This is a genomic window from Cryobacterium sp. TMS1-20-1, from assembly GCF_004402355.1.
Classification (GTDB): Bacteria; Actinomycetota; Actinomycetes; order Actinomycetales; family Microbacteriaceae; genus Cryobacterium; species Cryobacterium levicorallinum.
On the sequence record NZ_SOGF01000052.1, the window covers coordinates 49,163 to 71,912 of the forward strand.

At 66.7% G+C, this 22,750-nt stretch carries 23 protein-coding genes; 17 read left to right on the forward strand and 6 right to left on the reverse strand.

Annotated elements, in window-relative coordinates; translation table 11 throughout:
• Positions 1-40 precede the first annotated feature (40 nt).
• Positions 41-469 (forward strand): DUF1761 domain-containing protein, encoded by a 429-nt coding sequence (locus E3O45_RS11505; protein ID WP_134443518.1) that lies wholly within the window; start codon positions 41-43, stop codon positions 467-469.
• Positions 470-753: 284 nt separating this feature from the next.
• Positions 754-2,562, forward strand: coding sequence for a stealth family protein (locus E3O45_RS11510; protein WP_134443519.1), 1,809 nt, complete (start codon positions 754-756; stop codon positions 2,560-2,562).
• On the opposite strand, the gene E3O45_RS11515 is transcribed toward E3O45_RS11510, so the two are convergent.
• Complete coding sequence (locus E3O45_RS11515; protein ID WP_134443520.1) at positions 2,492-3,430, reverse strand: phosphodiesterase; 939 nt, start codon at positions 3,428-3,430, stop codon at positions 2,492-2,494. The genes E3O45_RS11510 and E3O45_RS11515 overlap by 71 nt on opposite strands.
• Positions 3,431-3,728: 298 nt before the next feature.
• Between E3O45_RS11515 and E3O45_RS11520 the strand changes: the two genes are divergently transcribed.
• The 8 genes from E3O45_RS11520 (at position 3,729) to E3O45_RS11555 (ending at position 12,410) form a co-directional block, all read left to right on the forward strand.
• Positions 3,729-3,992, forward strand: a complete 264-nt coding sequence (locus E3O45_RS11520) for a zinc-binding dehydrogenase (protein ID WP_134443521.1) — start codon at positions 3,729-3,731, stop codon at positions 3,990-3,992.
• A gap of 156 nt (positions 3,993-4,148) precedes the next feature.
• Positions 4,149-5,054 (forward strand): phosphatase PAP2 family protein, encoded by a 906-nt coding sequence (locus tag E3O45_RS11525; RefSeq protein ID WP_166789477.1) that lies wholly within the window; start codon positions 4,149-4,151, stop codon positions 5,052-5,054.
• A gap of 175 nt (positions 5,055-5,229) precedes the next feature.
• Positions 5,230-6,444 carry a type III polyketide synthase gene (locus tag E3O45_RS11530; protein WP_134443523.1) on the forward strand — a complete coding sequence of 405 codons (1,215 nt, stop codon included), beginning with the start codon at positions 5,230-5,232 and terminating at the stop codon, positions 6,442-6,444.
• Positions 6,445-7,149 (forward strand): class I SAM-dependent methyltransferase, encoded by a 705-nt coding sequence (locus E3O45_RS11535; protein WP_134443524.1) that lies wholly within the window; start codon positions 6,445-6,447, stop codon positions 7,147-7,149. It abuts the gene before it with no gap.
• Positions 7,142-8,266 (forward strand): NAD(P)/FAD-dependent oxidoreductase, encoded by a 1,125-nt coding sequence (locus E3O45_RS11540; RefSeq protein WP_134443525.1) that lies wholly within the window; start codon positions 7,142-7,144, stop codon positions 8,264-8,266. Before E3O45_RS11535 ends, E3O45_RS11540 begins: the two co-directional genes overlap by 8 nt.
• Positions 8,267-8,378: 112 nt before the next feature.
• A complete protein-coding gene (locus tag E3O45_RS11545; protein WP_134443526.1) occupies positions 8,379-9,941 on the forward strand; it encodes a methyltransferase in 1,563 nt (520 codons plus the stop codon).
• Positions 9,942-10,057: 116 nt separating this feature from the next.
• The gene (locus E3O45_RS11550) at positions 10,058-10,855 is read left to right on the forward strand and encodes an SDR family NAD(P)-dependent oxidoreductase (RefSeq protein WP_134443527.1); all 798 of its coding nucleotides are present in this window, start codon (positions 10,058-10,060) and stop codon (positions 10,853-10,855) included.
• Between the two features lie 124 nt (positions 10,856-10,979).
• Positions 10,980-12,410: a flavin monoamine oxidase family protein gene (locus tag E3O45_RS11555; RefSeq protein WP_134443528.1), complete on the forward strand. Its 1,431-nt coding sequence runs from the start codon at positions 10,980-10,982 to the stop codon at positions 12,408-12,410.
• Positions 12,411-12,419: 9 nt separating this feature from the next.
• Here the strand turns inward: E3O45_RS11555 and E3O45_RS11560 are convergent, their stop codons facing one another.
• The 3 genes from E3O45_RS11560 to E3O45_RS11570 all read right to left on the reverse strand — a co-directional run bounded on the left by E3O45_RS11560 (position 12,420) and on the right by E3O45_RS11570 (position 14,673).
• Entirely contained in the window at positions 12,420-13,079 is a 660-nt protein-coding gene (locus E3O45_RS11560) for a Pr6Pr family membrane protein (protein ID WP_134443529.1), read from the reverse strand.
• Positions 13,080-13,151: 72 nt separating this feature from the next.
• Positions 13,152-13,421 (reverse strand): acylphosphatase, encoded by a 270-nt coding sequence (locus E3O45_RS11565; RefSeq protein ID WP_092448884.1) that lies wholly within the window; start codon positions 13,419-13,421, stop codon positions 13,152-13,154.
• Positions 13,422-13,443: 22 nt separating this feature from the next.
• A complete protein-coding gene (locus E3O45_RS11570) occupies positions 13,444-14,673 on the reverse strand; it encodes a CdaR family transcriptional regulator (protein WP_134443530.1) in 1,230 nt (409 codons plus the stop codon).
• A gap of 104 nt (positions 14,674-14,777) precedes the next feature.
• Between E3O45_RS11570 and E3O45_RS11575 the strand changes: the two genes are divergently transcribed.
• The 6 genes from E3O45_RS11575 (at position 14,778) to rraA (ending at position 20,050) form a co-directional block, all read left to right on the forward strand.
• The gene (locus E3O45_RS11575; RefSeq protein ID WP_134443531.1) at positions 14,778-15,644 is read left to right on the forward strand and encodes a chorismate synthase; all 867 of its coding nucleotides are present in this window, start codon (positions 14,778-14,780) and stop codon (positions 15,642-15,644) included.
• Entirely contained in the window at positions 15,641-16,750 is a 1,110-nt protein-coding gene (gene menC / locus E3O45_RS11580; protein ID WP_134443532.1) for an o-succinylbenzoate synthase, read from the forward strand. The genes E3O45_RS11575 and menC overlap by 4 nt, the downstream gene beginning before the upstream one ends.
• A 25-nt stretch (positions 16,751-16,775) precedes the next feature.
• Complete coding sequence (locus tag E3O45_RS11585; RefSeq protein WP_134443533.1) at positions 16,776-17,711, forward strand: ABC transporter substrate-binding protein; 936 nt, start codon at positions 16,776-16,778, stop codon at positions 17,709-17,711.
• A gap of 4 nt (positions 17,712-17,715) precedes the next feature.
• Positions 17,716-18,717, forward strand: a complete 1,002-nt coding sequence (locus E3O45_RS11590; protein ID WP_134443534.1) for an amino acid ABC transporter permease — start codon at positions 17,716-17,718, stop codon at positions 18,715-18,717.
• Positions 18,714-19,520: an amino acid ABC transporter ATP-binding protein gene (locus E3O45_RS11595; RefSeq protein ID WP_206750279.1), complete on the forward strand. Its 807-nt coding sequence runs from the start codon at positions 18,714-18,716 to the stop codon at positions 19,518-19,520. The genes E3O45_RS11590 and E3O45_RS11595 overlap by 4 nt, the downstream gene beginning before the upstream one ends.
• Positions 19,521-19,582: 62 nt before the next feature.
• A complete protein-coding gene (rraA, locus tag E3O45_RS11600; RefSeq protein ID WP_092448877.1) occupies positions 19,583-20,050 on the forward strand; it encodes a ribonuclease E activity regulator RraA in 468 nt (155 codons plus the stop codon).
• A gap of 59 nt (positions 20,051-20,109) precedes the next feature.
• Here the strand turns inward: rraA and E3O45_RS11605 are convergent, their stop codons facing one another.
• Both E3O45_RS11605 and E3O45_RS11610 read right to left on the reverse strand, forming a co-directional pair.
• The gene (locus tag E3O45_RS11605) at positions 20,110-20,697 is read right to left on the reverse strand and encodes a PepSY domain-containing protein (RefSeq protein ID WP_166789478.1); all 588 of its coding nucleotides are present in this window, start codon (positions 20,695-20,697) and stop codon (positions 20,110-20,112) included.
• 240 nt (positions 20,698-20,937) lie between these two features.
• Positions 20,938-21,885: a hypothetical protein gene (locus tag E3O45_RS11610; protein WP_134443536.1), complete on the reverse strand. Its 948-nt coding sequence runs from the start codon at positions 21,883-21,885 to the stop codon at positions 20,938-20,940.
• A gap of 145 nt (positions 21,886-22,030) precedes the next feature.
• Here E3O45_RS11610 and E3O45_RS11615 point away from each other — a divergent pair, with 145 nt between their 5' ends.
• On the forward strand, positions 22,031-22,705 hold the full coding sequence (locus E3O45_RS11615; protein WP_134443537.1) for a response regulator transcription factor: 675 nt from the start codon (positions 22,031-22,033) through the stop codon (positions 22,703-22,705).
• Positions 22,706-22,750: the final 45 nt, after the last annotated feature.

Here is a 22,750-nt window from a genome sequence, read left to right on the forward strand (position 1 = left end):
GCCTACGCCCCACGTTCAGGACCAGTCGAAAGGATCCCTCATGGTTCCCGAAATTAACATCTGGGCCGTGCTCCTGGCCACCGCATCGAGCATGGTCGTCGGCTCGATCTGGTACACCCACGCGGTCTTCGGCCGGTACTGGATGAAAGCCGTCGGACACACCCAGGAAAGCATGAAGGGCAGCGGCACCGGCGCCATCATCATCACGGTCATCGTCAGCTTCGTCACCGCCTCCGTGCTGGCCGGCGCCGCGGCGATCGCCCAGAACTTCTACGGCGGCAACTTTCTGTTCAACACCCTGCTCACCGGGCTCATCCTCTGGGCCGGATTCACCGCGGCCCGCATGGTCACCCACGACACCTTCGACCGCCGCCCGGCCGGCCTCACCGTGCTCAACCTGGCCCACGAACTCGTGACCATTCTGCTCATGGCCTTGATTATCGGCCTGTTCGGCATCTCCGCCCTCTAACGTGCACCGACTGTGCGAAACGGATGCCGCAGCATCCGTTTCGCAGGCCACCCGCCGTCGCGCGGGTGCAGCAAACTACCGGCATCAGGGACGTACACTGAGGTGAACGCCCCTGCGTGTCACCGGCCGCTGGTCGCTCATCGAGAATCTCGGCGGCACCATACTGAGAGTCAGCTGTTCGAGACACAGGCAGAGCAGCGTTCACGCCGGCTTTTTCGGCCGCACTCCCCGGCGCAGGCACGAATTGCCCCGCGTTTGAGTGCTCCACTTTTTCAAGGAGGACCATGGCGACACTCGATATTCCAGACGCACAACCGGATGCGCGCACGGAACCCCCAGAAGACGGTTACCCCGATTCCTTCGGCGGTGACATTTTTGACACCGACGCTTTTCGTTCCGACTCCGTCGGCTACGACTCGAGCGAACCCGAGCCGCCCACGAACACCGGCCTGATCCCGACTCTCTCCCTCAGCAGTGAGCCCGAGTTGGTGTTGATCACACCGGATGCCCGCACCCGCCGCTTCAACCGTGATGACGTCGTCGTGCGCAAGGGCGAGATCGCGCTCATCAACGGCCACTACACGCCGCACGAGTCCATGGTCAAGGACCTCCTTGCCGTCTACGACGCCCTCACCCGCGCTGGAATCGACTTTCTGCTGGTACGCGGCGACCACAATCGTCCGGTCATCGCCGTCGACCGCAAGCGTCGCAAGGAAATCACTCAGGTTCTGAGCGAGGCGTTCGCCAACGAGCCCTTTTACGCCAAGCCGCTCGACGGCAACGTGAACCAGCAGTTTCTCCTCGCCGACGGCGCCCTCACCATGCTGCGCAAGTCCAGCGTTTTTCGGGTCTACCGCCCGCGCATCGAACCGATCGGACGCCTGCGCTACGGAGCCCAGACAGCGTTCCAGTTCGAGTTGTGGCGTTTTGGCGAGGACGAAATCGTCGCTCCGGTCGAAAACGCGCTTATGCGCACCCGGCTGCCGCGCTCCGAGGCCCGCGAAACCACGATCGACCTGTATGGGCGCACCTGGCTGACCCTGCAGAATATGTTCGACGATCTGGCCAGTGATGTCACGTTCGACATCGACCTCGTCTTCAGCTGGGTCGACGGCTCGAGCGACGAGTTCCAGCGGGAACGCGCCAAGCGGATGAAGGCCTATGTCATCGGCGAGGGCGACGATTCGGATGCCCGTTTTCGCCAGATCGACGAGCTTAAGTACGCGCTGCGCAGCGTCTATATGTTTGCCCCGTGGATTCGACGCATCTTCATCGCGACCGATTCACCGGCTCCGGCGTGGCTTGCCGAGCATCCCCGCGTCACCATCATGCGCAGCGAAGATTTCTTCGTCGACACGAGCGTGCTGCCCATCCACAATTCGCACGCCGTCGAAAGCCAGCTGCACCACATTCCGGGCCTGGCCGAGCACTTTCTCTACTCCAACGACGACATGTTCTTCGGCCGCCCGGTCGGCCCTGAACTGTTCTTCTCACCGGGCGGAGTGACCAAGTTCGTGGAGGCATCCACTCGAATCGGACTTGGCGAGAACGACCCGACCCGCAGCGGGTTTGAGAACGCCGCGCGCGTGAACCGAGCGCTGCTGCGTGGCCGGTTCGGCAAGGTCACGACCCGCCACCTCGAGCACACGCCCGCGCCCATGCGCAAGAGCGTACTGCTCGAGCTGGAACAGGAGTTCCCCGCGGACTTCAGCCGCACGGCAGCCAGCCGGTTCCGCTCGGCGACCGACATCTCGGTCACCAACTCGCTGTACCACTATTACGCCCTAATGACCGGGCGTGCGGTCGCGCAGACGCAGGTGCGCTCGCTCTACATCGAGACGACCCTGCGCATCGCCCTGCGGCAGATGAACCATCTGCGCAAGCGCCGCGATCAGGACATGTTCTGTCTCAATGACGGCAGTCACCCGGAAATCACGCCCGATGCGCGGCGCGCCGCGGTCACCGAGTTCCTGAACCTGTACTTTCCCATCGTGGCACCGTGGGAACGGGCCAGCCTGGCCGCTAGTGCAGAACCGGAATCGGCCGTGTCATGGGCGGCTCACGCAGTGCAGGCAGAGTTTCCGACGGCGTGATCTCGACGCCGGAAGCGCGCAGACGACGCGCGCTTTCGGCGGCATCCACGTAGTCGAGCGTTGGGTAGCGGCCGAGCGGAACCACGGAATGCAAAACCGTGCCGGGGTAGACGTGCACCAGGTTGAACGCTCGGGCACCATCACGCCCGAGGGTTCCGCCGATGGGAACGTTGAGGTCCTGGGTATAGCAGGTGGCCGATGCTACCGACACGGGGATGCCGGCGAACATAGCCATCGATGAATAGTGCAGGTGGCCGGCAATGATGCTGCGCACATCGGTGCCGCGCAGCACGTCGGCCAGACGGTCCTGGTCGCGCAGCTCGACGGCGGTGGCCAGGTCGAGCACGCTCGGAATGGGCGGGTGATGCATCGCCAGAATCGTGCCGTCGGGGGCCGGTACGCGCAGCTCTTCAGCGAGCCACTGCAGCTGCTGGTCGGTCACGGCGCCGTAGTGGTGACCGGGCACCGAGGTGTCGAGGGTGATCAGGCGCAGGCCGTTGAGGTCGCAGGACCGGTCGATCGGCGCGTCGCTGGCCACCTCACCGAACAGTTCGGTGCGAAAAGCCGAGCGATTGTCGTGGTTGCCCATGACCCAGACGATTCGGGCGCCGAGACGCTCAGCGACCGGCTCCACGATCTGACGCAGCAGCTGGTAGGCGCCGGGCTCACCCTTGTCGGCGAGATCACCGGTGACGACGATGGCCTCTGGCTGGGCTCCAGAGGCCTCGACCTCGGCGAACAGCTCGGCCAGGCGGGCTTCAACGTTGACGCTGCCATAGAGTTTCGAGCCCCCCGCCAGCAGGTGGGTGTCGCTCAGGTGTAACAGGAAATGATCCGGCCGGGGGTATTCAGCCGTTCGAAAGCTCACGGAGCGTCCATTCGTTTGTCGCGGACGCGCTTTGCCGGCGCGCTTTCACGATGATTGGGACTATTCGATCAGACGTACTTGAACAACCGGTGTACGCCACACCTTAATCCTGCATCGGGCGGGGTAAATGGGCAAGTGCCGTTATTGAATCGTTCTCAGGATTCGTACTCTAGGCTGGCCGCATGGCTCGATACGTACGCATTGAGGAATTTGGTGGCCCAGGCGTTCTGAGCATCGTGCACGACGAGCAGCCGCGCCGGTTGTGACTGCCGCCCTCGACTAAAACGGCGCCGCGACCATCGATGCGGCACTCGAGCTGGGCGTTCCCGGCGGTCGGATCAACACGATCGCCGCGCGTGGCCACCGGGCTGGCGCCGGCATTACCGAGGTGGGCGGACAGGCCGCGGATATTGATGACCTCCGTGCCCTCTCCGCGCTTATCGGGAGCGGGGAGATCGTGCTGCCGATCGACCGGGTGTTCCCGCTCGAGCAGGTGCAGGGCGCCTACCGCCACCTGATGGCCGGGCACCTGCGCGGCAAGGTCGTGCTCGCGACCCGGTAGGCGAGTCCCGGGTGCTCGGGGCCACGGTCCGGCCGTTCCTGGCCGGGAAAGGGGCTCGCCGGCACGGCGCGCTGGCTGGTCTGCGATTTGTTCCGGAGACGTGGTCGCTCCAGGCCGACCCGCTCGGGCTCCCAGCCGGTTGTGGCATGCTTGATCGTGCGCACCAGATCCAAACCGAACGCTCCGCTACAGGGGGCGTATGGCTACCTCGCCGGAGCCGCGCTGATCGCGCTCGTATTCGTCGGTCTCTACCTATTTTTCGTGCGGGGCCATGCCGGCCAGGAGGCCGACCAGCTCGCCTATAACGGCGCCGAATTCGGCCGCCGCAGCATCACCCCGTTCACCGGTCGGGTGCTCGACTCTGTGCCCGATGTGGCCGTGGTGTTCGGCGTCGCGCTGACCGCGATCATCGCGCTCGTGCGCCGCAACTGGCGCACCCTGCTCGTCGCCCTGGTGGCGGCCGGGGCAGCGACGGCGACCGCGCAGCTGCTCAAGTACGGCATCCTGGCCCGCCCCGATCTGGCCGTCGAGGGCTACGCCGGAAACTCTTTCCCGTCGGGGCATACGACGGTGGCGGCGGCATCCGCTCTCGTGGTGTTTCTGGTGGCGAGCCCGCGCACCCGGCCAATGGTCGCCGGCTGGGGCACCGCCTTCGCCGTGCTGGCCGGGGTCGCAACGCTCGCCAACCAGTGGCATCGGCCCAGTGACGTGATTGCCGGGCTGCTCTGGGTTGCCTTCTGGGGCTGCCTGGCCGGTGCCGTGCTGGCCTGGCCGCGGGCCGGGGCGCTGCCCCGCGCCGACGGCGACGGCTCCAGCTCGCGGTGGCCCGCCTTCATCGGCCTGCGCCGATCCACCATTCGCGTTATTCGCTGGCTGTCGGTCGGCTTCGGTGCTGTCTCCGTGCTGGCCTTTGTCGCTACCCTCGTGGTGAACAGCAGCCTGTTCGACAGCGTCGGAACGCTGGGCACCGTCGTGGCCTATTTCGGTGGCGTCGCGGCCATCGTTACCGCAGGCCTGCTGCTGGCGCTCAGTGGAACGCGGCTGTTCGCCCGCCTTCCGTAGATTTCGCTCGCTGCCCGTTCACAACCAGCTTGACGCAGAGGGTGTTCCGACAATCTCCGCCGTTATGCACGGCAGCTGGGAGTTCTGTGGCCTGGCGCCCCCGAAAAGCTGTGTCGGGCCGATTTTTCGGCGCACTAGGGCTGTACGGAACAGAAGTCGCGTGCAACACTGACTCATGGCCGTCACGCTGAGAGCGCTCCAGACCGTAGTACCCCCGACGATTCTGATCCAGGAGCAGGTGCGCGATATCTTCGCCGCCCAGCCCGGACTCAGCCGACTAGCTCAACGGCTGGTCAGCACCAGTTTCAACGTGTCGGGTATCGAGACGCGACATACCGTGATCGCCGAGCTGACCCTCGACAACGATTCGACCGAACCGCAATTCTTCGACGCGCACAAACAGCTGCTGCTCATGCCGAGCACCCGGGTGCGCAACGAGCTCTACATCGAAGAGGCCACCAAACTGTTCGTCGAGGCCGGCCGCCGGGCGCTCGCCGCCTGCGGCGACATTCGTCCCGAAGACATAACGCACGTTGTCACCGTTTCCTGCACCGGGTTTTACGCGCCCGGCCCCGACTATATGCTCGTGCGGGAGCTTGGCCTGAACGCCAGCACGCAGCGCTACCACCTGGGATTCATGGGCTGCTACGCAGCGATGCCGGCCCTCCGCACCGCGAAGCAGTTCGTTGAGGCCGACCCGAACGCGGTCGTGCTGGTGGTCAGCGCCGAACTCTGCTCGCTGCACCTGCGTACCTCGAGCGATCCAGATACCATCGTTGCCTCCTCGCTATTCTCCGACGGCGCGGCCGCCGGCATCGTAAGCGCGCGGGCCCCGCTCGCGGGCGAGAAGGCCTTGGGCCTCGACCTGTTCGAAACGGTGATCACGCCGGTCGGCGAGGGCGACATGGCCTGGAAAATCGGCGACGAGGGCTTCGAGATGATTCTGAGCACCTACGTTCCGCACATCATCGACGAGCACATCGAGGGCGCGCTCGCCCCGCTGTTCGCCCGTGATGTGTCGATCACCGGGCAGCTCGCAGCCACTGCTTCCCTCGAAGCGGATGCCGTCGGATCGACTCTGGGCGCGGCAGTGCTCACCCTCGCGCCCCCCGCCTCGCTCAGTTCGGTGATCGAGCATTGGGCAATCCACCCCGGCGGCCGCAGCATTCTCGACAAGACCGAGGCGAAGCTTGAACTGCGCCCCGACCAGCTGTTTCCCTCGCGCCAGACGCTGCGCACCAACGGCAATATGAGCAGCGCGACCATTTTGTTCGTGATGAAGGCCATTCTCGACGGTCCGGCCACGGCCGACGGCGAGCGGGTCTGCGCCATGGCGTTCGGCCCCGGACTCACTGTGGAGTCCGGCCTGATGACCGTGATCGAGGGCTGAATGGCCCTTCCCTCCCTGCGCGTGCGCGCCCACGACGCGGTGGAGATCATGGATTCCCCGCTCTGTGACCCGACCATGCTCACCCGCACCTATCAGGATTTTCGGGTGGTCAATGCGGTCGTCTCGGGCTGGTGGGGGATCTATCGCCGCAGCATCCGCCCCGCTCTGTCAACCACGACCGAACTGACGCTGCTCGATGTCGGATCGGGCGGCGGCGATGTGTCGCGGGCGCTGGCCGGCTGGGCGGTGCGTGACGGCCTGCGGCTGAGGGTGACCGGCATCGATCCGGATGCCCGCGCGCACGTGTTCGCGACGTCGCAACCGAAGATTGCCGGGCTGACTTTTCGGCGGGCGCTGAGCTCGGATCTTGTCGCGGAGGGCGAGCACTATGACTTCGTGGTCTCCAACCATGTGCTGCACCACCTGAGCGTCGACGAGCTCAAGGGGCTGCTCGTGGACTCCGAATCGCTCGCACGGCGTCGGGTGCTGCACGCCGATCTCGAACGCTCGAACTTCGCCTACCTCGGGTTCGCGGCGGCTACCTGGCCGTTCTTTCGACACTCCTATATCCGGCCGGACGGGCTCACCTCGATTCAACGCAGCTATACCGCCGTCGAGCTGCGGGCCGCGGTGCCCGCTGGGTGGACGGTGTCGCGCGGCAGGCCGTCGCGGCTCGTGCTGGGCTGGGAAGCAGCGGATGCGTGACGTTGTCATCGTCGGTGGCGGGCCGGTCGGTACGATGCTCGCCTGTGTGCTCGCCGTCGGCGGGCTCGATGTTGAGGTGGTCGAGCAGCGCGAGCTGCCGTCGCTGCGCTCGCGGGCGATCGGCATCCACCCGCCGTCGCTCCGCGCCCTCGCCTCTATCGGTGTCGCCGACGCCCTGATCGACCGGGCGGTACGCATTCACCAGGGGGAGGTGCGCTGCGACGGCCGCAGGCTCGGGCAGCTGTCGTTCGAGCGGGCAGCGCCGGAATATCCATTCGTGGTCGCGGTGCCGCAATACGAGACGGAGGCCCTGTTGCGCGCCCGGTTCGACCAGCTCAGGCCGGGGCAGTATCGCAGCGGTGTGACGGTGACCGGAGTGCACGATCGCGGCGATGCCGTCGTGCTCTCGACCGACGCCGGCCCAATCGAGGCGCGCTATGTGATTGGCGCGGACGGTGCCCGCAGCCGGGTGCGGGCGGCTGCTGGCATCGCCTGGCGGCAGCTCGGCCGCAGCGAAACCTATCTCATGGGCGACTTCGCCGACCCCGATCCGGGCGACAACGGTGCGGTGCTCTATTTCGAGCGCGGCGGCGTGGTGGAGTCCTTTCCACTGCCCGGCGGCCGGCGCCGCTGGGTGGCGATGACCGATTTTCTCGCCACGGAAGCCGACAGCGCCGACCTGGCCGCGCTCGTCCGTCATCGAACCGACGTCAGGGTGGCCGAACCGCTCGGGGCAGCAAGCGCCTTCGGAGTGCAGCAGCGGCTTGCAGGACGCATGAGGGCGGGCCGCATCGTGCTGGTCGGCGATGCCGCACATCAGATTAGTCCGATCGGCGGGCAGGGCATGAACCTGGGCTGGCTCGACGCCGTTGCGCTCGCGCCGGCGCTGCAGCGGGCGCTGCTCGAGCCGGCGGCGGCGGCATCCGTTCTGGGTGGTTATGACCGGTCCCGCCGGAGTGCCGCTCACCGCGCGGCCGTGCAGGCCGGATTCAACATGAATATGGGCCGGCCAGCCCATGGCCTGCGGCTCGGTGCCCGCAACGCCTTCGTGCGTTCGCTCACCCTGCCGCCGGCCAACGAACTCGTCGCCCGCGCGTTCACGATGCGCTGGCTGTGACCTGACGGGTAGGTCGCCGGGCTAACGTAAGACACGCCGGCTCCGCTCAGCGGGGCGCAGATTCACCGGCCTGACGTTCGGGCGGGGGCCGCAGATCGAGTTGAATAGACGGGTGACTTCTGCAAATCTCGTTCCCCGCCTCCGCACCGACCTCGCCGCCGCCCACTTCTCGGTTCCCGGCCTGACCGGATTGTGGGGCATTGAAGCGGACGCCGCCCTCCGCCGCAATCAGCGGGTTCCGGCCCAGCGGGCGCTCGCCGCGCTCGCCGCGCTCGCCGCGAAGCTCGGCCGGAACGAGCCCGCCGCGACCCTCGCCCGGTTGTTCCTGCTCGGTGACGCAGTGCCGCGAGCCGACCTCGACGCCGCGCTTCCGACGCTCGGGGCGGTCGGCGCCACGGAGCTCGGGCTCGTGGCGGCGGACGGTTCGGCCGACGTATGCCCGCTCGTCGACCTGCGCCCGTACAGCTTCATCGACGCGCACGGCGCCGGCAGCTGGTGGATCGTGAGCGATCTGGGGGAGCTGGCGCTCGGGCATCCGCTCGGCGAAACGCACGTTCTCGGCATCGGCGGAGCCTCGCGCACCCTCAGCGGACTCATGATGCCGACGGCGGTGGAGCGGGCGCTCGACATCGGAACCGGCTGCGGAATCCAGGCCATGCACGCCTCGCGGCACGCCGAGCAGGTCGTCGCGACCGACATTTCGGTGCGGGCGCTCGAGCTTGCGGCGCTGAACGCCGAGCTCAACGAGATCGACAATATCGAGTTTCGCTTTGGCAGCCTGTTCGAGCCGGTGGCGGGGGAGCGGTTCGATCACATTATCTCGAACCCGCCCTTCGTGATCACGCCGCGCGCCGAGGGGGTGCCGAGCTACGAGTATCGGGACGGCGGAATGGTCGGCGACGCCCTGGTCGAGGCCGTCGTGCGCGGGGCCGCAGACCATCTCACCCCCGGCGGCGTCGTGCAGCTGCTCGGCAACTGGGAATACCACGATGAAACGGATGCCTTCGAACGGCTCGAGCGCTGGCTCACGCCGGGTGCCCTCGACGCGTGGATCATCGAGCGCGAGGTGCAGACGCCGGGCGAGTATGCCGAGACCTGGATCCGCGACGGCGGCACCCGCCCCGGTCCCGATTTCGACCGGCTGTACAACGCCTGGCTGAACGACTTCGAGGCGCGCGGAGTGGGCCGGGTCGGCTTCGGCTACCTGCTGCTGCGCCTGCCCGATGCTGCATCCACCCGGGGCACCGCTCCCGGCCTGCGCCGCCTCGAACGGCTGCCCGAAGCCCTCGGCCATAACCCGGCCGGGCTCGGCGCGCACCTCGCCGAGTGTCTCGCCGCGCACGACTGGCAGGCGGCAACGGATGATGTGCGCCTATTGCGCACGAACCTCACCGTGGCCTCCGACGTCACCGAAGAGCGTCACTACTGGCCCGGCCAGTCGGATCCGACGCTCATGACCCTGCACCAGGGCAGCGGATTCGGCCGCTCGGTGCCGCTCGACACCGCCCTGGCCGGATTGGTCGGTGCCTGCGACGGTGACCTCGCGGTCGGTGCCATTATCGGCGCGCTCGCCCAGCTGCTCGACGCCGACGAGCCAGCGCTTGCCGCCGAACTGCTGCCCAAGGTGCGCGCCCTGCTCGTCGACGGCTTCCTGACATTCCCTGATCCCGTCTAACTCGGCCCCCAGCCCCCGGGTACGCTCGGCCACCCGGCATAACTCTGCAACTAACTACGTCAAGGGGAAAATGTCAATCGGCACGGTCTGCGGTGAGAGGGCACTAACCTGACGCCATGACTCCCGCACCCGCGCTCCCGGCCGCCTTCGACCTCGGCGGGCACACCGCACTCATCACCGGGGCGGGCAGCGCCACCGGTATCGGCTTCGCCGCAGCACGGATGCTGGGTGAACTCGGTTGCCGGGTGATCCTCACCGGCACGACGGCGCGGGTGCACGACCGGGCGCGCGAACTGACGGCACACGGACTCGATGCGAGCGGAATCGTCTGTTCCCTCGACTCGGTCGACGGTGCCGAGGGACTGCGGGTGGCGCTCGCCGCGACCGGGAGCGAGCCGACGATTCTCGTGAACAACGCGGGCATGGTCGCGGTCGGCGACGCCGAGATGGGCCACGGAGATATCCTGACCAGTCCGGCCGAGTGGGAACACGGCCTCGCCATAAACCTGTCCACAGCATTTCATGCCACTCGCACGGTGATCCGGTTCATGCGCGCGGCCGGATGGGGTCGTATCGTGATGGTGTCGAGCGTGAGCGGGTCGATCATGGCCAGCCGCAATGATGTCGCCTACGCCGCAGCGAAGGCCGGGCTGGTCGGGCTGGTGCGGGCGCTCGCAGTGGACGAGGCCGAAGTGGGCATCACGGCGAACGCCGTCGCGCCCGGCTGGATCTCGACCGGCTCCCAGCTCACGAGCGAGGCTCTGGAGGGTGCGCTGGTTCCGGCCGGCCGAAGCGGCACTCCGGAGGAGGTCGCATCCGTCATCGCGTTTCTTGCCTCGCCAGGAGCCGCCTACGTCACCGGGCAGGTGATCGTCGTCGACGGCGGTAACTCCGTGGCCGAGGAGCGCCGGTAACCAGCGGCTCTCGAGAAGAAAATGTCAAGCGGCACGGTCTGCGGTAGTTTGGACTCATGACTGGCGCCGTACTGAAGCTCTGCGGGCGCGCGCCCGGGATCCGCCGTTCTAAAGCAGACCGATCGTGAAGCGGCGCACTTTTCTGCTCGGCACGGCGTCGGGGTTTTCAGTCCTGGCGCTTGCGGCGTGCGTGGAGCCGGAGCAGACGCCGGTGCCGACGACATCCCCGGCGCCAACCACACTCACCCCCTCGCTGGTTCCGCAGCCCCTCGCCGTCTCCCGCACCAACTGGTCGACCGACCCCTTCTCGCGCGGATCCTTCAGCTACGCCGCCGTTGGGGCCACCCCGGAACACCGCGTTGCGCTCGGTCAGGCCGTCGATGCCCGGGTGTTTTTCGCCGGTGAAGCCACAGCAGTGGACGAGCCCGGCACTGTGCAGGGCGCCCGCGCTTCTGGTCTGCTGGCGGCCGGACGGGTGCAGGATGTCGCGGCTCCCGGCGAACGCATCACCATCGTCGGCGCCGGGATTGCCGGCATCACAGCGGCCCGCCAACTCGTCAATGCCGGCTACGACGTCGTCGTGATCGAGGCGCGCGACCGCATTGGCGGGCGCATCGACACCGTCAGCAGCGACTGGCCCTTTCCGATCGAACGTGGGCCCTCCTTTGTGCATCGCACTTCTGACAATTTTCTCGACGATGAACTGACCACGCTCGGGGTCAGCCTGCTGCCGTTCGTGCGTACCCCGGAGGTGCGCACCCGGGCCGGGGCCGTCGTCGAGGTATCGACGCTGGGCGCTGAGGCTGTCGCCGGTGCCCTCGACTGGGCAGCGGATCAGCAGCAGGATGTCTCGGTTGAACGTGCCCTGATCGATTCGGGTGAAGCGAAACTTTCGAGCACGCGCAACGCCGACGGCCTGTCGGATGCCGACTGGCTCGAGTACGAGATCGCCACGAAACTCAAGGTTGAAACCGGGGCAACACCGAGTCAGCAATCCGCCTGGTACACCACCGACATCGGCAGCGCCGACGACGACCAGATCGTGATCGGCGGCTATTCCACTCTGCTGAAAAGTGACGCCGACGGTCTGGAGCTATTGCTATCGAGCGTGGTCAACCGGGTCGCCCACGACGACGGTGGCGTGAGTCTGCGCCTCGGCACCGGCGAGTCGCTCTCGGCCGACCGGGTCATTCTCACCGTGCCGCTTGGCGTGTTGCAGACTGCCGCGATCGAATTTTCGCCGGCGCTGCCCTTCGCGCATCGCGGTGCCATTGCTGCCCTGGGAATGGGGGTACTGGACAAGGTCTGGCTGCGCTTCGACGAGCCGTTCTGGGACACCGAGGCCCGGCTCTGGACCATCGTCGGCGAAGACGCCGATTTTCCGGTCTGGGTGAACATGATGCCGCTCACCGGGGAGCCCATTCTCATGGGGGTCGTGGCCGCCGAGAACGCCACTCGGCTGTCCGAGCTCGATGACGACGAGTTTCTCTCCGCGGCGCTCACCGCGCTCGAGCCGTTCCTGGCCGTTCCCGACGCGGCAGTTTCTGACGAATAGGCGCGCGGCTCAGAGGGACGAACCCCACGGCGGCAGCAGGTGCCGCGGCATCCGCTTCAATCGGGTGATCCAGGTGAGCAACGCTGCGATTCCGGTGATGATCGCCACGATGATCAGACAGTAGAACACGGTCTCACCGGGGCCGCTGACCTGCCGGGCGTCGAGGAAGAAGTAGGGATACCAGCCGACGATCGGCCCGCGAATGAGCGTGAACACCAGCCAGAACACCGGAAACACGATGGCCCAGCCGAGATATTTCCACGGCAGGCGAGCCTTGAACGGGTCGACCATCCAGTCGATCAGGGCGCAGGCCGGAATGACGAAGTGCAGCAGCTGGCTCGACCACGGCACCTCGATTGAATAATTGGCGCTGGAAGACTGCCAGACGATGATTCCGTAGACCACTCCGGAGACCAGAATGTAGGTCGTTACCATGGCGCGCAGCATGTCGACCCAGGCCGGGTCGGTCGGTCGCCGCAGGGCCACGATGGCTGCCGTGACGATCACGGCGACCGCTGCGATGGCGCTTTGCACGGTGAAATAGCTGAAGAAATTCGCGATGGCAAAGGTTGCGACACCGAGTGTGTAGTAGAAATAGCCGCTCAGAGCGAATATTCCGGCGGCGGCCAGGCCGAGGCGCGCCAGAGCGAACGCTGTGCGCGTCGTCATTGGCGTCCCCCGGCGGGGCTTTCGCGCGCGGTCATAATGCAACGCTACGCCAGCGTTGGGGGCGTTTTGACCCTAGTCGGTGATCTGAAAGTCGCTTGCGCCGGTCGCGGCGATGTCGCTCACGTCGAGCGCCGTGACGACGGCATATCGCGGGCCGGTTTCGAGCCAGCGCAGCATGCGCGAAACGGATGCCTCCCGGCCCTCTATCTCGAGTTCCACCGTTCCGTCCGGGCGGTTGCGGCAATATCCGACGAGTCCCAGATGCCGGGCCTGGGCAGTAGCGTGGTACCGAAATCCGACGCCCTGAACTTCGCCGTGGGCCAGCACTCGTTTACGTATCACGGGACTATTCTGCTCCGCCGAGCTAGTCGCCCACCCGCAGGCTCAGCCACAGCATGAGTGTGTCGTCGGCGTTGTCGAGGTCGATGCCGAACAGTTCCTGCACCCGCCGCAGTCGGTAGCGCAGCGTGTTCTGGTGCACCGACAGCAAGGTGGCCGTTCTGGCCGAGTCTCGCCCGCAGTCGAGGTAGCTGCGCAGGGTTGCGGCATACTCGGTGCCGGAGCGAGCATCGAGGTTGAGCACCGCCTGCGCCTGTGCCGAAAAGAGCCGCGGGGTATCCCGAAGAACCTGCCCGAGTTCGAGCAGACTCAATCGGCTGCCGACGTTCCGCGCGCTGACGACCTGGCCGGTATCGGCTGAATGGTCCGTCAACAGAAGGACCAAATCTGCGTCCCGCCGCGACCGGCTGATCGTGTCGACACCGGTCACCCGCGACCCAACGGATGCCCGCAGCACGATCCGCATCGCTCCCGTAGCCCGGGTCACCAACCGTGCTGCTATCGCCTCGATGCCGATCAGTTGCGTGTCGTCGAGCTGACCGCCGAAAAAAAGGGCATAGACCGTGGTGCCGATGGCCACACACTCCGTGCCGCTCTGGTGCGCTTCGCAGGCCATGGCCACCAGATCAACCAGCCGGTTCAGGCGCAGCTCGTCGCCCGCGGGGCCGAACTGCGGTTGAAAAGCCAGAGCCACGAACGGGCCGGCCAAGTCGAGGCCGAGCTGAGCGGCGACGAGTCGGGCATCCGCATCGCCGTCGAGCAGCCGGCGCAGGAGCACAGCGCGTTGCGCCCGAGCCAGGTCGGCCGCGCTGCGGGCGCGCAGAATATGCAGCGCCGCGATGGCTGCGGCGCGTTCAAGCTCGGTGGCAGCAGCATCGTCGAGCGAACCGCTGACGTCGACGACCCAGATCGACCCAAGGGGCTCGGCGCCGGCCCGCACGGCGACCGCCAGTCGGGCCAGCCCCACCGGCACGGCTGGTTCGCCGGGCAGGCTCGGTGTCATCGCCCCGGGTAGCCGAACCGCGCCGGACGCCCGAAACAGTGCGGCGTAGGCCTCTGCGTTATCGGGTAGGTCGGGCACCTGACGGCCCAGAATTCCGTCGCGCCTGGTGTCATCGATCGGCTGGTCTGGCAGCGTGGAATACGCGAGGACCCGAGTCTGCAGATCTTCGATCGCGGTCGCGCCGCCGACCATCGCGGCGATCGCATTTGCCAGCGCGAACAGGTCACCGACCGGCAATCCCAGGGTAGTCATTCGTTCACCATACCCATCCGCTTTGTGCTGCACGACCATAACTATGCTCTTTCTTGGTGCTGCCCGCTAAAGATCGGAGGCTGCGACCCGACCACACTAGGCAGATGTCCCCGCACCGGCCCCTCGCCGCACTCACGGACCAGGCCCAGCAGGCGGCCCGGGTCGCCGCCGAATCGGCCGGGGTACGGGTGAGTGACGAGGCCAGCCTGGCTGGCTTTCTCGAGGTCGAGCAGCTGTTCAATACGGTCTGGCTGCTGCCGCCCGGCGAGAGCGCCATCCCCTCCGAACTCTTACGCAGCATTAGCCACGCCGGCTGCAACGTCACGGCGGCCCGCGACCAGACCGGCCGCCTCGTGGGCGCCGCTGCAGCCATCGTTAGTCCGAAGTCCGCGTCGATGTACTCCCTGATTGCCGGGGTTCTGCCCGGAATCAGCGACCGCGGCGTCGGTTTCGCCCTGAAGCAGCACCAGCGGGCCTGGGGCCTGGCGCGCGACCTGACCGAAATGACCTGGACCTTCGACCCCCTGGTCAGCCGCAACGCGCGCTTCAACCTCACCAAACTCGGCGCCTCGGCGAGCGAGTACGCCGTCGACTTTTACGGCCCGATGCAGGGCGAGATGAACGCGAACGACGAGAGTGACCGCCTGGTCGCGGTCTGGCCGCTCACGAGCGCGCAATCGACTGCCTGCAGCGAGAACCGCCAGGCCCCGATCGACGGCCCCTCCTACAGCCCGAGCGATGTGCTCGGAGTAGGACCCGACGGCGACCCCGTGCTCGTAATGGCAGCCGGCGCCCTGTGGTGCCGGGTTCCGACCGACATTGTGGCACTGCGCGCGCAAAACCCGCAGCTCGCGGCCGAGTGGCGGCGCAGCATCCGTTCTATCTTTACCGACGTATTCGCTTCGGGGCATATAGCCCGTGGGGTCAGCCGTGACGGCTGGTACCGACTCGCACCAGGAGGAACAGCATGAAAATCGAGACCATCGAGCTACGCCGCGTACACCTGCCGCTGGTGCGGCCGTTCCGTACCTCGTTCGGCACGTCGACCGAGCGTGAAGTGACGCTGGTACGTGTCATCACAGCGGATGCCGAGGGCTGGGCCGAGTGCGCCGCCGACGCCCACCCCCTCTACAGCTCCGAATTTCTGGACGCGAGCGACCTGGTCATTCGCGACCACCTTGTGCCCCGGCTGCAGGCGCTCGGCAACCGGCTCACAGCCGAATTGGTTGCCACGGCACTCGAACCGGTCAAGGGGCACATGATGAGCAAGGCCGTCCTCGAAACGGCCATTCTCGACGCGCAGCTCAAGACCACCGGGGTGTCCTTCGGCGGCTACCTCGGCGCCGTACGGGACACCGTGCCGGCCGGCGTCTCCGTCGGCATCATGGACTCAATCCCCGAGCTGCTTGACGCGGTCGCCGGTTACCTCGCCGAAGGCTACCTGCGCATCAAACTCAAAATCGAACCGGGTTGGGACCTCGCTCCGGTGCGCGCGGTGCGCGAACGCTTCGGGCCAGACATTCTGCTGCAGGTCGACGCCAACACCGCGTACACCCTCGCCGATGCCCGCCACCTCGCCCTGCTCGACCCCTTCGACCTGCTGCTGATGGAACAGCCGATGAAGGAGGACGACATGCTCGGCCACGCCAATCTGGCCAAGCTCATCTCCACGCCGATCTGCCTCGACGAGTCGATCGAATCGGCCAGAGACGCCGCAACGGCGATCACCCTCGGTGCCTGCAGCATTATCAACGTGAAACCGGCCCGGGTAGGCGGCTACCTTGAAGCTCGGCGCATTCACGATGTCGCCGCGGCCCACGGCGTGCCGGTCTGGTGTGGCGGCATGCTCGAAACCGGCGTCGGTCGGGCTGCGAACGTGGCCCTCGCTGCGCTGCCGAACTTCGTGCTGCCGGGGGACACCTCGGCCTCGAACCGGTACTTCGCGCAGGATCTCACCGCGCCGTTCGAGCTCGAGAACGGGCACCTGCGGGTGCCCACCGGGCCCGGCATCGGCGTTGAGGTATTGCCCGACGTGCTGGCCAGCGTCACCGCCAGCACCGACAGCATCCGTTTCTAGCCTTAACCAACAACAGGAGACCGTCATGACCCTGCACGTGAAGCTCGAAACCCGCATCTCGCGCCGACTGGCCTGGCCGGTGCTCGGCCTGGCCCTGGGCCTGGCCCTGAGCGGATGCTCCGCCACCGTCGACAATACCGAACCCGCCGCCGTGACCGGCGACGTCGACCCGGCTGCCGCGGCCGCCCTGCCCGAATCGATCAAATCGGCCGGAATCATCAGGGCGGCCTCCGACATTCCCTACCCACCGATGGAAATGTACGACGCCGAGCAGAACATCACCGGTTTCGACCATGACCTCGCGGCCGCCCTCGGAGTGAAGCTCGGCGTGCGGTTCGAACTGCAGAAGCAGGCCTTCGCGACCGCGATTCCGTCGCTGCAGGCCGGCAAGAACGACGTGATCATGTCGGGCATGAACGACACCAAGGAACGGCAGGGCACCCTCGACTTTGTCGACTACTTCCACGCCGGATTCTCGATTCTCGTGCTCGCCGGCAACCCCGAGAACATCACCGGGGTGCTCGATCTGTGCGGCAAGGAGGTCGCGGTGCCCAAGGCCACCGTGCAGGCGGATATTCTGCGCGGCTACGACGACGAGTGCACCGCGGCCGGCCCCGGCCCGGTGATCATCTCCGAATTGCCCGGCGAGACTGAAGTGCAAACCGCAGTGCGGTCCGGCCGGGCCGTTGCCGAGGTCGTCGACTCCGCCGTCGCCGCCTACACCGCGCAAACCGCCGGTGACGGTGAGATGTTCGAGGTCGTCACCGACGAGGCCAACCCGAACGGGTACAGCCCGGTCTACAGCGGAATCGGCATTCTCAAGGAGAACAGCGAACTCAGCGAGGCCATCCGTCTCGCCCTGGTCGCGACCATCGCCGACGGCACCTACGCCGAGATTCTGGCCAAGTACGACCTCACCAACTACGGGCTCGACGAGGCCGGCTTCAACCTCGGGTCGTGACCTGATGCCGAACCCACGCGCCGTGGCCACCCGCGAAAGAGACTCTCGCGATCCGGACCCGCGCAACCCGCGAGCCCCAGTGGCGCGCGACCCTGACGACATCGACGCGGTGCCACTGCGGCATCCGTGGCGTTGGGTCATCGCGGTGCTGCTCCTGCTCGCGTTCGCCGGAATCGCCGTGTCGCTGTGGCAGAACGACAATGTGAACCATCCGACCATCAACGAGTTCATCTTCGACCGGCGCATTCTCGACGGCGTCGTACTCACGCTCGTGCTCACCGTCGTGTCGATGGTCGTGTCGACGGTGCTCGCCGTGCTGCTGGCCGTCATGCGGCTCTCCAACAACCCGGTGATGAACGCGCTGTCCTGGCTGTACGTCTGGGCTTTTCGCGGCACGCCGCTGTTGATTCAGATCGTATTCTGGGGCTACCTCGGGCTGCTCTATGCGCAGATTACGCTCGGAATTCCGTTCACCGACTTCAGCCTGTTCTCGGTCGATACGAACACGCTGATTCCGGCCTTTGTCGCGGGGCTCCTCGCGCTCACCCTTAACCAGGCCGCGTACTCGGCCGAAATCGTGCGTGCCGGAATGCTCTCGGTCGACGAAGGCCAGTACGAGGCCGCCTACTCGGTCGGTATGAGCCCCACCTTCACCCTGTTCAAGGTTGTGCTGCCACAGGCGATGCGGGTGATTATTCCGCCGATGGGCAACGAGACCATCTCGATGCTCAAGAACACCTCGCTGCTCTCGGTGATCGCGGTACTCGAGGTGTACACGGTCGCCACCCAGATCTCCTCGCAGAACCTGCGCCAGGTCGAACTGCTCGTGGTCGTCAGCTGCTGGTATCTGTTTCTCACCTCGGTGCTGTCGATTCCGCAGTACTACCTGGAACGCCACTACGGCCGCGGCAACGCCCGCACGCTGCCGCCGACCCCACTCGGACGGGTCTGGGCGGTCCTGCGCCCAACGCCCCGCCCGACCACACCGAGAGCGGATGCCCCATGACCGATACGCGCGTCCCAACAGCCGCACCGACGGCATCCGTTTCTGCACCCTTGTTGAGCGCGCGCAAGGTTCGCAAGAGTTTCGGTGGTGTCGAGGTACTCAAGGGCATCTCGCTCGAGGTCGCGGCCGGGCAGGTGATGTGCCTGCTCGGGCCATCGGGCTCCGGCAAGAGCACGTTTCTGCGCTGCATCAACCATCTCGAGCGCATCGACGGCGGCCGCATCTCCGTCGACGGCGAACTCATCGGCTATGCGGCCAGACACGGCCGCATCTTCGAGATGAACCGCCGCGAGGTCGCCAAGCAGCGCGGCGGCATCGGCATGGTGTTCCAACGATTCAACCTGTTCCCGCACATGACCGCCCTCGAGAACATCACGGCGGCGCCGATCGGGGTGCGCGGGCTGGCCAAGCCGGCCGCCCTGGCTCGCGGCCGGGAGCTGCTCGACCGGGTCGGACTCGCCGACCTGGCGCAGTCGTACCCCGCGCAACTCTCAGGCGGGCAGCAGCAGCGCGTCGCGATCGCCCGCGCCCTGGCCATGGATCCGAAGCTGTTGCTGTTCGATGAGCCGACGAGCGCGCTCGACCCGGAGCTGGTCGGTGATGTGCTCGATGTGATGCGGGCGCTCGCCGCCGATGGCATGACGATGGTCGTGGTCACCCACGAGATCGGCTTCGCCCGCGGTGCCGCCGACGAGGTCGTCTTCATGGACGGCGGGGTCGTCGTGGAGAGCGGGCCGCCAGCGAGCGTGCTCGACCATCCGCAGAATCCGCGCACCAAGGCATTCCTCGACAGCGTCATGTAGCTCGGCGGACGCGCACGCCCGACCGGGGCCTACTCTGTAAGCAACGAAACCCTGGAGGAACAATGACCGTGTTGACCGCCGATTTGTACGACGAACGTGGCGACGAGCTGCAATCCGTACCCCTGCAGTTTCAGACGATCGGCGGGCGGGCCCGGTTCAGCGGCCCGATTCGCACGGTCACCTGCTTCGAGGACAATGCGCTGCTCAAGTCGATTCTGTCCACGCCGGGCGACGGCGCCGTGCTCGTCATCGACGGGGGTGGTTCGCTGGGCTCAGCGCTCATGGGCGACATGATCGCCGACCTCGCCGTGGCGAACGGCTGGTCTGGCGCGATCATTAACGGCGCCGTGCGCGACCGGGTCGCCATCGGAGCCCTCGACCTCGGAGTCAAGGCCCTCGGCAGCAACCCCCGCAAGAGTTCCAAGACCGGCTCGGGGGTAGCGGATGCCGTCGTCGAGATCGCCGGCGTCGTCTTCACCCCCGGGCGCACGGTGTACTGCGACGAGGACGGCATTCTGGTCGAGCGCTGACCCCTTAAACGCGTGCAGCGCTGAGCGAAATCGCTCAACGCTGCGCGGAAAAAAGGGAATTACTGCAGAACGTCGTCGATGCTCACGACGACGAAGTTGGCGTCGAGGTCGACGTCGCGGTCATCGCCGTTGTCGAGGGTGACCTCAACCTCGTAGAGGTGGTCCCAGTCGTCATCGCGGTCGAAGTCGGTGACGCGACCGCTGCCGATCGCGGCGAGGGCTGCGGCCTCCGCGCTGGCACGGTCGCTGGCGGCCTGGTCGGCGGAGCTGGTGTCGGCCGTGGCGCTCGGAGTGGCGCTTGCGGAAGCGCTCGGGGCGGCGCTCGACGGGGATGAGTTGCTGTCGTCGGTGTCGTAATCGCCGACCCAAACCACGTCGAAGGCGTCATTGAGCTCAACGTCGACGGTTGTGCCGTCGTCCAGACGCACCTCGAGGTCGTAGGCGCTTCCGCCATCGTCGTTGCGGTCGGCGTTCGTCACGGTGCCGGGGCCGACCTCGGCCAGAGCGGCGTTGCTGGCGCGGTCGAGGGTCTCACCGGTGAGGGGGCCGTCGTTGTCGTTGTCGCTCACGGCGAGGGCAATGCCAGCGCCGCCGAGGAGCAGAACCACGCCAGCGGCGGTGGCGATGAGAATATTCTTCTTGTTCATGGTGCAGTGCCTTACGTCGGTGCCCCCAGAAGCCGGAGACCGAACGGCCGTGCCCAAGTTGCTGGGTTCAGCATAAGCGAAGCAATGTACACCCCCTAATGTGAGGGGGCAAGCCATGGCCTATTCACTGGTCGCCGGTCAGGAGGCCCAATTCCCTGGCTGAAGCTGCCCGCCCGGCGCCAATAGAAACCGCTCAGCGGCCCGGTAGAGGGCCGCCGAGCGGCGCAAATCGGTGAGCGGTTACGCGGCGGGCGTGCTCGGGGTGTCGGTCGGGGCGACGGGTGCGGTGCCGTCGGTCGGCGGGGTGACGCTGGTGCCGGCATCCGCTCCCCGGGGGCCGCCGTGACCGCCGCCCATGCCGGGACCACCGATGCCGGGATCACCCATACCGCCGTCGATGCCATGGCCCGCCGAGGCCGTGGTGATCGACGTCGCATCGAGGCTCGTGTCATCGTTATTGACCGTTCCGGTGGCGCGAATTTCGGTGCCATCTTCGAGGTCGGCCGCAAGCCCGTCGCCGTACTCGGTGTCGTCGGTAACGTTGATCGTGCGCACGAACCCGTCGTTGTCGGTGATCGTGATGGTGTCGCCCGACACGGTCAGCACGGTGCCCGAGATGCTCGGACCGGAAGCGCCGAGGGCGGCCCTTCCGGTGGACGACCCCGGGCCGCCGTCAGAGTCGGAGCCACCGTGGCCGGGGCCATCGGAAATGCTGGAATTGTTCGACGCAAGCTCGGCGTTCGAACCGGAATTCGCGGCAATGCCGAAGCCGATTCCGGCGCCACCGAGGATGATGACCGCGGCAGCGATTCCGCCGATAGCGACCGGCTTGCGGTACCAGGCGCGGGGCTTCGGCGCGGCGGGATCGAAGGGCACGCTCGGGGTGGCGTAACCGGTTGAGGCTGCCGCGAACGGAACCGTCGCGTTCGCGTCGACCGGCGTTCCCGTTAGGGGAACGGTCGCGTTGGAGTCAAAGGGCAGGGTCTGCTGCGCGTCGTACGGCAGGTCCGACTGCGCGTCGAAGGCCTCGGTCGCGGCGGTATCGGTGCTGGACTGGGCAGTGTCTGTCTTCTTAGTGTCTGTCGTGTCCGCGCTGGTGTCCAAGGCGTCGGGCGTGGTGCGGGGCTCGACGGTGTCGTCGGCACCGTCGGCGGGATCGATGGGCTGGGAATCGTTGGTGCGGGTCATGCTGTCTCCTGACGAACTGAAGTGAGTGGGGGATCTGTTTTCAGCTTCTGGCGCGAATCTGAAGACGAACTGAATCTCGCCCGACGCCGCCAAACGGTCAGCGGGCGCATAGCAAACGCCCAGCTTGGCCCCGCACTGTTAGACCGTGCCCACTGAACCTGCCCGCGTCCTCGTCGTCGAAGATGAAGACGTGCTGCGCAGCGCGATCGGCCAGGCCCTCACTCACGCCGGGTTTGTGGTCGATACCGCGCCGGACGGCACGAATTTCGCCGAACGCATTGCCCGTTTTCGACCGGATGCCGCGGTGCTCGACATTATGCTGCCCGGTGAAAACGGCCTGCACCTGGCCCAGCGGCTACGGGCGGCCGGCAACACCCCGGTGTTGTTCGTGACCGCCCGCGACGCGGTCGATGACCGGCTCGCCGCCTTTGAGGCCGGTGCCGACGACTACATCATGAAACCGTTCGTGCTGGCCGAGCTTGTTGCCCGCGTCACCGCCGTGCTCCGCCGCACCGGCCGCCTGGTCTCACCGACCATGCAGGTCGCCGACCTCGTCGTCGATGAGGAGGCCGCCACAGCCACCCGGGCAGGCCAGCTGATCGACCTCACCGCGACCGAACGACGCCTGCTCACCTACCTCGTGCACAACCGCGGCCGCACCCTCTCCAAAACCCAGATCCTCACCCAGGTCTGGGGCTACGACGACTACGACCCCAACCTGGTCGAGGCCTACGTGAGTACCCTGCGCCGCAAACTCGACGCCAACGGTCCGCGCCTCATCCACACCGTGCGCGGAATCGGCTACCGCCTCACGGGCTGACCGGCTCGTCTCGGCCAGCGGATGCCGTTTGCTCGCGACATCCGT